Source organism: Aureimonas altamirensis (assembly GCF_001463885.1).
Taxonomy (GTDB): Bacteria; Pseudomonadota; Alphaproteobacteria; order Rhizobiales; family Rhizobiaceae; genus Aureimonas; species Aureimonas altamirensis.
In genome coordinates this window covers 261674-272059 of record NZ_BBWQ01000020.1, presented here as the reverse complement: position 1 = coordinate 272059, position 10386 = coordinate 261674, and the positions used below count along the sequence as shown (strand labels likewise).

Sequence of the window (10386 nt, the reverse complement as noted above, 5' to 3'; positions counted from 1 at the left end):
TCGGGTCAGGGAAGGGTATAGGCGATCACATAGTCGCCGCGCTCGGGCGACTGGCGCGCGCCACCGGCGGTGACCACGACATATTGCTTTCCGCTTGCAGGCGACACGTAGCTCATCGGGCCACCCTGGCTGCCGACCGGCAGACGCCCTTTCCACAATTCCTTGCCCGTCCGTCCGTCGAAGGCCCGCAGGTAGAAATCCTGGGTACCGGCAAAGAAGACGAGGCCGGAATGCGTGGCCAGCGACGGGCCAAGCGTCGGCATGCCGATCGGGATGGGCAGGCCCATGGCAAAGCCGAGCGGGCCGGTATCCTCGACCGTGCCCAGCGGAACCTGCCACACCAGTTCGTGCGTCTTCAGGTCGATCGCCGACAGCGTGCCGAAAGGCGGCTTCTGGCAGGGAATGCCCAGCGGCGACAGGAAGCGCATGCGCATCGCGCCGAAGGGTGTGCCCTCCTGCGGCACGACGCCCATCTCGATGCCGCTGGCGCCGGCCGGTATGTCGGCGCGCGGCACCGTATAGTTGGCGAGCCCCAGCCGCATGTCGTTGACATACATCAGGTTGGTGGTGGCATCGATGGACACCGCGCCCCAGTTCATGCCGCCCAGCGAGCCGGGAAACTGCAACGCCTTGTCCAGGCCCGGCGGGGTGAAGATGCCGTCGACGCGCATGTCACGGAAGGCGATCCGGCACAGCAACTGGTCGAAGGGCGTTGCGCCCCACATGTCGGCTTCGGTCAGCGTTTCGTTGCCGATCATCGGCATGCCGACCGAGAAGGGCTGCGTCGGGCTGTAGGTTTCCCCTTCGAGGTCGCCCTGCGGCACCGGCCTGTCTTCCACCTCGGCGATGGGCTCTCCCGTCTCGCGGTTGAGAAGGAAGATCATGCCCTGCTTGGTTACCTGCGCCAGCGCCGGCACGGTGCCGCCGTTGCCGTCCGGAATATCGTACAGCACCGGCTGGGCGGGCATGTCGAAGTCCCAGATATCGCGGCGAACGCCCTGGAAGGTCCAGCGCACCTGGCCGGTCGCCTGGTCCAGCGCCACCACCGAGGAAGAGTACCGGTTGTCCAGTTCGCTGCGATGGCCGGTCCAGAAGTCCGGTGTGGCGTTGCCCGTGGGCAGATATACGAGGCCGAGTTCGGGGTCGTAGGACATGGCGGCCCAGACGTTGGGCGTACCGCGCGTATAGGTTTCACCGGCCGGCGGCTCGCCGGTCAGATCCGGGTTTCCGGGGTCCCATGCCCAGGCGAGGTTGCCGGTGCGCACGTCGAAGGCGCGGACGACGCCCGGGGGCTCGTCGGTCGAGAAATTGTCGGCCACGCGGCCGCCGACGATCACGAGGTCGCCGGCCACCAGCGCGGTGGATGTCTGCTGGTAATAGCCCGGCTGGACCTCGCCCATGCCGACCGTCAGGTCCACTGTTCCGTTCTGGCCGAAATCGGCGCAGGGCTGTCCGGTTTCGGCGTCCAGCGCGATCAGGCGGGCATCGATGGTGGGCAGGAACAGGCGTCCCCGGCACAAAGCGGCATCGGCGGCCTGCGGGGCGGGCTGGCCTTCGCCGCCGGCGGGCGGCGCCGTGTCCGCGGCCGGGGCCGGTTCGTTGCCGGCCTCCCAGTAGGCGAGGCCGCGGCACCGTTGCCAGTTGGGCGATTGCGCCTGCGGGTCGAAGCGCCAGCGCTCGGTGCCGGCATCGGCGTCGATGGCGAAGACCTTGCCGTAGGCGGAGCAGACATAGACCGTATCGCCGACCTGTATGGGGGTGTTCTGATCTTCCGCGCCCGAGCCGGTGCTTTCCGGCAGGTCGCCGGTGCGGAATGTCCAGGCCACCTGCAGATCCTGCACGTTGGCAGGAGTGATCTGGTCGATGGAGGCGAAGCGGGTGCCGAAGCTGTCCTTGCCCCATTCGCGCCATTCGCCGGGGTCTGCCGGCGTGTCCGGCGCGGCGTAGCTGGCGGTCGGCTCGATGACGTTCTTGGGAGAGAAGGCGGCAACGCCCGTCGCCACGATGGCGACCAGAAGAACCAGCCCGGCGCCGTAGGGGGCAAAGGAGGGCTGCCGTCCGGCGGCCCGCTGCAATGTCGGATGCAGGAACAGGAGAAGGCAGGTGGCGACCGCGATGGCGAAAAGCCGCGCCACGAGCTGCCAGAAATCGAAGCCGACCTCCCACAGCGCCCAGGGGATGGTGACGAGGAAGACGAGACAAAACAGCACCGTGCCGGTGGGGCTGAGCGAGACGATCAGCGCGCCGGAGGCAAGCAGGACGAGGCCTGCCAGAAGATAGTACCAGCTCCCGCCGAGGCCGGCGAGCCAGGCTCCGCCGCCGGCAAGATACAGGCCGGCGATGATGACGACGATACCGACGAACCGCAGCAGGATACGGCCGAATGCGGAGGAGGTTTGTTCTGGCATGCTGTACGTCCCCGAGACACGGGCGCCGTGTCCGATACGAACGAGCGCCTCGGAGAGTGATTAGCGCGATGTCAAAAAGAAACAACCCGCCGTTGCGCGGCGGGTTGTCGAATCAGGCGTGAACGGTGCGTTCATGCCGAAAGGTTGGAATTGATCCATGCGACGAGCTTGGACTTGGGCGCCGCGCCCACCTGCACCGATGCCTGCTGGCCGTCCTTGAACAGCATCAGCGTCGGAATGGACCGCACGCCGAACTGGGCCGCCAGATCCGGATTGTCGTCGATGTTGACCTTGACGATCTGGACGGCGTCGTTTTCTTCCGAGATTTCCTCGAGGCTGGGTGCGATCATCTTGCACGGGCCGCACCATTCGGCCCAGAAGTCGACGACGACAGGCTTGGACGCCTGAAGAACATCGGTCTGGAAAGACGCTTTGTCGGTTTTCTTCGTAGCCATTGGGGGCTCCACTTCGCGCCGGGCCCGCTGGGGCGGCGCCGATTGATTGCAATTGCCGTCAGCACGAGGCGATTCTGCACGCATGCCGCCGGGCCTGTCCCATAGTTAGAACCTCGCATGGCCGCGTTCAAGCAGCGGGCTTGAGCGACAGTGCCTCCGGGTCCAGCCGGTGCAGCACCGGCCCCTCGGTGTACAAGAGCGCCGCCTCGATGCGCCGGTCCGGAAACAGCGGGGCCAGCAGCGCCGCATACAGCGCCATCTGCCGGCGATGCGCTTCCGGAATGGCGGCGCCATCCTGCGGGACGGGGCGGTTGGTCTTGTAGTCCACCAGAAGGACGCGGTCCGCTTCCACGGCCAGCCTGTCGATCAGGCCGTTCACCGGCAGGCGGCGTCCATCGAGCTCGACGGTTCCGGCAATCGCCACCTCGGCGCGGCTGGCCGGTGCGAAGATCGGGGCGAATGCCGGCTCCCTCAGCACGGCGTCCACCTCTTCGATCAACTTTTCGCGTTCGGCGGCCGGCCACGCCGGCGCGCAACGCGCGACGTAGCTGCGCGCGGCATCGGCGCGCGCTTCCTCGGCAAGGTCGGGCAGAACCTGCAGCAGGCGATGGGCCATCTGTCCGCGCAAAAGCGCAAAGGCCGGGTCGGCCGGCCCGTCCAGGACAGGCGAGCGCCATGCCGGCCCTTCGAAGCGTTCGATCGTCTGGCTGCCAGCCGTCGATGGCGTCAGGGGGCGGGGGCCGATCTCCTCGGGCGGCAGGGGGGACAGGTCCATGGCCGCCGGACGTGCCGGCGCAGCCTGCACCGCCGCGGCCATCCGGCCCTGCGGCGGCGTGCCGATGCGCCAGGCGACGACCGCGCCGGATGGATCGGAGATCGCCTCGGCGGCTTCGCCGAGGCTGTCCCTTACATGGGCGGCCCAACTGTCGGCACTCGGCTCCCGGATGCCGGAATAGCCGCAGACGACCAGGCGGTCGGCGGCGCGCGTCAACCCGACATAGAGAAGGCGGCGATACTCGTCCTCGGCGCGCCCGCGCTCCAGCGCCGCCAGCCTGTCGATCTCGGCGTTGCGGCATGATTTGTCGGGACACCAGAGAAAGCCGGGCTGGCTTTCGGGCGGTTGCCCCGGCATGCCCTCCCACTCGATCAGGCGGGCGGCGTGGCTGGCGGTGAACGGCTCGGAGCCGGGATCGACCAGAAAAACCGCCGGAGCTTCCAACCCCTTGGCGGCATGGACGGTCATGATGCGGACCTCGCCCTTCAGGGGCGTCATCTCGCGGCGCACGACCGGTGGGTTGGCGGCCAGATCGGCAAGGAAGGCGTCGAGCCCGGCGCGTCCATCCTGCTCGGCGGTCAGGGCAAGGTCCAGAAATGCGTCCAGAACCTCGCCGGTGTCGCGGCCGAGGCGGGCAGACAAGGCGGCGCGGCCGCCCTCGGGCCCGAGAAGGCGCGCGTAGAAGCCGTAGACCCCGGTGTAACCCGCACGGTCGCGCAGCGTTTCCAGACGCTCGAAGGCACTTCGCGCCCGCCCGGCCAGTGCCTGCGCATCGACACCGAAAGGCTGCAGCCGGGCAGGATCTATCCCGCCCGCCAGCTTGCGCAGGGCCAGATAAAGCGATTGCGGCCGGCCGCCTTTGCCGCGCGACAGGGCAAGCGCCATCAGGTCGTCGTCGCTGAAACCGAAGATCGGGCTTTTCAACGCTTCGGCCAGCGACAGCTCGTCCTCGGCGTTGGCGACGGTGCGGCCGATGGCCATCAGATCCTGCACGGCGAGATGGTCGGTGATGGTGAGGCGGTCGGCCCCGGCGACGCGGATGGCCGGATTGCCCAGCGCCCGGATGGCGGCGCCCATGGCGGACACGAAGGCCGAGCGCTTGCGCACCAGGATGATGACGTCGCCCGCGTCCAGTGGGCGGGTCACCCCCTTCACTTCGACGGGCGTGCCGACCCAGGCCTCGATCTGCCCGGCGATCCGCCGGGCCAGGCGGTGGATCGGCGCGTCCAGCGGCTGATGGTCGATGGGCTGCAGCCAATCATCGTCGCTTTCGGCGGCGGGAAGCGGCCGGACGGTTGGCCACACCTCGACCAGGCCGGCCTGGGCGGCACGCGCGGATTCGTGCACCGGGGCTTCGCCCTCGCTGGACAGGCCGCGACGGCGGGTCTCGTCGGCGAAGATCGTGTCGACCGCCGACAGGATTTCGGCCGCGGAGCGGAACGATTGGTGCAACCCGACGCGGTGGAAGGGCTGGCCCGATCGTGCGGCCAGTTGCTCCAGCCGCCGCCGCTCTTGTGCGAACATCGCCGGGGATGCGCCCTGGAACGAATAGATGGACTGCTTCTCGTCGCCCACGGCAAAGACGGTGCGCTGGCGCGACTCGCCGGCGCCGTGGAAGAATTCGTCCACCAGCGCCCGCACCACCTGCCACTGGCGCAGGCTCGTATCCTGCGCCTCGTCGACGAGCACGTGGTCGATACCCCTGTCGAGCTTGTAGTGCACCCAGGCCGAGGCTTCGCGCCGCAGCAGAAGATCGGCCGTGCGGACGATCAGATCCTCGAAATCCAGCTTGCCGCGCCGCTGCTTCAGGGCGCGATAATCGCGCTCAAGCCGATCGGCGATCACGAGGGCCGCGCGGCTGGCACGAAACAGCCGCCCGGTTGCAATTCGTTCGGCGCAGTCGTCGAGGAAGTCGCCCAGCATCGCCAGCCGGGATTCAAGCTCCGGCACAGCCGCCACGACGGCCTTGGTGGCGACGCTGCCGAGCTTGTAGCGATCGCCCTTTGCCGTGAAGACCAGCGATCGGAGGACGGAATATCGCTCCTGCGCAGTCTGCGAGGCCGCAATGCGCGCCAGCTTGTCGCAGAGCTTGTCGTTCGTGGCGCCGCCGGCCTGCGCCGCTTCCTGGCCGAGCTGCCCGCAGAACGCGGCATCGAAACCCGGTGGATCGACCATGCCGGCGAGCGGGTCCGTGTCGCCGACGCCCAGCGCCTGCCGCAGTGCCTGCACGGCATTTTCCGGGCCGCCATTGCCTTCGATGAAGGCGCCGATGCGGTCGCGCCGGGCGATGCAGGCATTGATCAACCCGTCGAGGCCGGCTTCGCCCGCAAGTTCGAGTGCCTCGGCAAAAGCCTCGGCCAGTGCCGGGTCCGCGCCGGTGCCGCCGTCCAGCCGGGCCAGCACCACCAGGAGGCGGCGCGCCTCGGCCAGAAGCAGCGCGCTTTCGCCATCGTCCATCACCTGGAAGTGGCCGGGTACGTTCGCCTCCAGCGGAAACTGATGCAGGATGGCTTCGCAGAAGGCGTGGATGGTCTGGATCTTCAGGCCGCCCGGCGTTTCCAGAGCGGTGGCGAACAGGCGGCGCGCGGCCCTGACATCGCCCGGCGTGCCGCCGCGTAAGGTGGCCAGCTCCTTGCCGAGCGTGTCGTCGTCGGCGCGCGTCCAGCGCGACAGGGTGGCGAAGACGCGGGCCTGCATCTCCGCCGCCGCCGCCTTCGTATAGGTGAGGCACAGGATACGGCCCGGGCTGACGCCGGACAGCAGCAGCCGCACTACCCGCATCGTCAGGACGTGCGTCTTGCCGGAGCCGGCATTGGCCGCCACGAAAACCGAAAGCGACGGATCGGAGGCGCGCTCCTGCGCGTGGACCGTGGTGGCGGAAACGGAAAGACCGCTCATTCCTGCTCCTCGCTTCCTTCCTCGGCCATGGCCCATTCGCGCGAGCGGGCAAGCTGGTCGTAATCGCCCGACAGGTCGGCGGCGATAAACGGGCGCGCCCGCGACAGGTAGCCCTTTGCGGGGTTGCGGTAGGCGGCGCCCAGGGCGCGCAGCCGCGCCAGGGCGGCATCGGCCAGCGCGTCCACGGTGATGGCCTCGCTTTTCGCACTGCCGGGCGTGGCCAAGGCTTCTTCGACGAAGTCCCGTTCGCGCAGACGCACATAGCTGAGGCCCGCGATGGGCGTGCCGGCGGCCAGGCCATCGAAGGCACCGAGCTTCAGCATCGCGCCTTCCAGCGGCAATTGCGGCGCAAGCAGCGTGCGGGCCTGCTTGATGGAGGGCGACAGCCCCGTCTTGAAATCGATGATCTCCGCGCCGCCATCCACCGTCAGGTCGATGCGGTCGGCATAGCCCGTCAGCGTCAGCCCGGTGTCGGCAAGCTCCAGCCGGCCGCCCAGCTCGGCCCTTCGGGTGCGGATGCGGGGGCTTCTTTCGTGCTCCCAGGCCAGATAGCGTCGCGCCAGCCCTTCCATGCGCGGCCACCATACCGCCTCGATTTCCGGCGGCAGATCCGCAGCGGCAAAGCGGGCCCGCGCTATGTCCAGCAGCGCGGACAGGGCGTCGGGTGCCGCCAGATCCAGCCCCTTCGACACGACATCGGCCAGAATGTCGTGGAACAGCGTTCCGCGCTCAGCGGCGCCGGGCGCCCGGATCAACGGCTCGAACGGCTCCAGCTTGAGGATGCGCCGCGCATAGACGGCATAAGGGTCGCGCACCAGACGCTCCACCTCGGTCACCGATATGCGGTCGGGCCGGAATTCGACGGGGGGGCGCGGCTCGGGGCGGGGATGGCGCGGAAGCTCGGCACATGTGTCGAGCAGGCGCGCCTCGGCGATGTACGCCGCACCCCGCTGCCGCAGATGGGACGTGGCGTCCGGTCCGGCCACCGCCGCAAGCCGCTGGATCCAGCGCGAGGCGATGGATGGCGCGCCGCCCCGGCGCTCAGCCCGCGTCAGGATCAGGCGTCTGTTGCCGATCGACATCCACAGGTCGTGCGCGGCCAGGCCGATCCGGCGCTCGGGCGGGTCGAGCAGGATTTCCGTGCGCATCAGCCGCGACAGGAAGGCGTCGGCGCGCGCCCCTTGCGGCCATGTTCCCTCGTCGAGGCCGCCGAGGATCAACGTGTCCACGCTTTGCAGGCGCGCTTCCAGCGCACCCCAGACGAAGGCGCGATGCGACAGGCCGCCGCGCGGGGCAACGCGCCGGTCGGCCATCAAGCCCGTGACGACATCGGGAAGCTCCGCCGGGGCGAAGGCGAATTCCGTCGCCGGCGCGGACACGAGGTCGCGCAGCCATTCGGCAAGCACCTGCCCGGCTTCCTCCGCATAGAGGGCGGCGGGCGTGCCTTCCGGGTCGGCGGAAAGGCCCTCCAGCGCCAGCGTGAGCTGCATCGCCTGCGGGGCAAGTTCCATTGCGGTCTCGCTGCGCAGGGCCGTCAGCGGCGCCAAGGCTAGTTCCAGCGCCTCGGCCACCGCGGCGCCGAGGGCAAGGTCTGCCTCGGGCAGAAGCTCTACGGCGCGCGCCACGCGCGTATCGTCCGCGCGCTGCCGGCGACGCCTTTCGTACAGGGCGGCCAGGCCGGCCGCATCGGCAACACCGGTGCCGCCACGCAGCGCCACGATCTCGACCGCGCGGGCGCCGCGCCGTACATCCGCCGGCGTCATCCCCAGGCGGGTCAGCGGATGCTTCATCAGCGACAGCAGCACCACGGGATCGCCGGGCGTCAGCGACGCCTGCAAGGCCAGACTGACAAGTTCACCGGGCGGCGTCGCCGCCAGCGGACGGCCGGCGGAATCGTTGGCCGATATGCCGAAACGCTCCAGCTCGGCACAGACACGGCGGCCGAGCGACCGGTCGGGCGTTGCCAGCGCCACGCGGCTGCCGGGCTCAGACAGGGCCTCGCGCATGGCGATGGCGATGGCCAAGGCTTCTTCCGCTTCGTCCGCCGCCTCGATCAGGCAGACGCCGTCCAACCCCGCTTCCAGATCCAGGGCGGCATCGTGCCAGCGCTCCGTGGTTTCGGCGGGGCGCATCGCCTCCGAAAAAAGGGTTTCCCGCGCGCGCAGGGCCGGGGCCGCCGGCCCATCGATCTCGCGGACATCGGCGCGCGACACGCCCAGGCCGTCCAGCATGCGCGCCAGCGTGTATTGCGGGTGGCCTGCCGCGGCGGCTTCATGCGCGCGGCGCACCCGCTGGAAGGCGTCGTCGTCGAGCCCCTTGTCGAGGCCGGGCAGCACGACGGCGCCATTGGGCAGGCCGGCGATCGCCTTCATGAGGTCCAGCGTCGCGCCGACGCTGGTGACGGCACCGGCCACGAGGACCGGGTCCCTGCTGCCTTCGGTGCGGTAGCGCGCCGCCTCTTGCCGCGCGAGCTCCAGCCGCAGGGCCGCGGCGTCGGCCAGTTGCAGCGCCGCGAGCTCGCCCGGCCAGTGCTCGGTCACGATGGACAGGAAGGTCTGCGTCAACTGCCACCAGCCGGCCAGACGGTCGCTCATGTCGATGCGCGCCAGCCCGCCGAGGTCGATACCTTCGCCGGCTGCCTCGTCCATCAGGGCGGCGAGGTCGGATGCCATCCACACGGCGTCCGCCGCCGAGGCCGGAAGCACCAGTTCCTCTTCGCCGAGGACATCGAGCGCGGCGCCGGCCAGTTGCGTCTTCCAGAAGCGGATCAGACGCGCCAAAAGCAGGCGGCGGTGCAGGGGTTCCATGGTGGGCAGCAGGGTGGACGGGCTATCCGGCCGGAAGCCTGCGGCTTCGTCTTCCTCGCCCAGGGTGCGGATGCGGGGAAGGATGGCCGATACGCCGCCGAGTTCGGCTGCCAGCGCGGCCGCCAGCGTCTGCCCGGCGCGCCGCGTCGGCACGTAGACGGTCAGGGCCGCAAGGGCCAGCGGGTCGCCTGCATCGGCGCCCACGCCGGGCACGATGCGGCCGCCGAGGATCTCTTTTGCCAGGGTCGGCAGGAAGGGCAGGCGCGGCGGAATGGAAAAGACGCGCAAGGCCGGCCCATCCATCGCCGTCACGCCGCGCTGGCGATGAGCACCCGCTCGGCGGCGCCGACGGCGTCGGGGGTGCCGACCGTCAGCCACAACCCGTCCAGACGCACGCCGAACAGCCGGCGGTTCTCGATGGCGCGGTCGAAGACGCGGTTCAGCGAATAGCGTTCGGTGCCGAAGCCGTCGAAGGCGCGCGGATGGATGATGGCGGCTCCAGCATAGATGAAGGGCGACATGTCGCGCTCTTCCAGGCGAGTCAGCCGTCCCTCCACATCCATGGCGAAATCGCCGCGCCCGTCATAGCCCGTGGCGCGTTTCATGTCGGCGATGAGCAACAGGATGTCCATCGCGCTGTCGTCCCACATCGCGGCCATCAGGTCGAGATTGTCGCGGTAGCCCTCGATCCAGAATGTGTCCGAGTTGATGACGTAGAAGGGGTCCGGCCCCAGAAGCGGCAGGGCCTTGGCGATGCCGCCGCCGCTTTCCAGAAGGGCGTCGCTTTCGTCGGAGATGTCCACCCGCACGTTGCGGCGCTTGCGCATGTGGGCACGCACCAGATCGGGCAGATAATGGACATTGACGACCAGATGGTCGACGCCGTTGCGCAGCAAGGCCTCGATCCCGTAGTCGATCAGGGCCTTGCCGCCCACCTCCACCAGGGGCTTGGGAATCGTGGCGGTGATCGGCCGCATGCGCTTGCCGATTCCGGCTGCCAGGATCATCGCCGTCTTCGGCCGTTCCGTCGTCTGTCGTGTCAT

At 69.3% G+C, this 10386-nt stretch carries 5 protein-coding genes; all 5 read right to left on the bottom strand.

The annotated features are described in order from the left end of the window. Nucleotides 1-5: 5 nt before the first annotated feature. Nucleotides 6-2408, bottom strand: a complete 2403-nt coding sequence (locus tag AUL31_RS15860) for a membrane-bound PQQ-dependent dehydrogenase, glucose/quinate/shikimate family (protein WP_060608866.1) — start codon at nucleotides 2406-2408, stop codon at nucleotides 6-8. Between the two features lie 131 nt (nucleotides 2409-2539). After that, nucleotides 2540-2863, bottom strand: a complete 324-nt coding sequence (trxA, locus tag AUL31_RS15855) for a thioredoxin (RefSeq protein WP_060608862.1) — start codon at nucleotides 2861-2863, stop codon at nucleotides 2540-2542. Between the two features lie 127 nt (nucleotides 2864-2990). Further along, nucleotides 2991-6536 carry a double-strand break repair helicase AddA gene (addA, locus tag AUL31_RS15850; protein WP_060608858.1) on the bottom strand — a complete coding sequence of 1182 codons (3546 nt, stop codon included), beginning with the start codon at nucleotides 6534-6536 and terminating at the stop codon, nucleotides 2991-2993. Next, the gene (gene addB / locus AUL31_RS15845) at nucleotides 6533-9631 is read right to left on the bottom strand and encodes a double-strand break repair protein AddB (RefSeq protein ID WP_244489433.1); all 3099 of its coding nucleotides are present in this window, start codon (nucleotides 9629-9631) and stop codon (nucleotides 6533-6535) included. Before addB ends, addA begins: the two co-directional genes overlap by 4 nt. A gap of 20 nt (nucleotides 9632-9651) precedes the next feature. Continuing rightward, nucleotides 9652-10386 (bottom strand): nucleotidyltransferase family protein, encoded by a 735-nt coding sequence (locus AUL31_RS15840; protein WP_060608850.1) that lies wholly within the window; start codon nucleotides 10384-10386, stop codon nucleotides 9652-9654.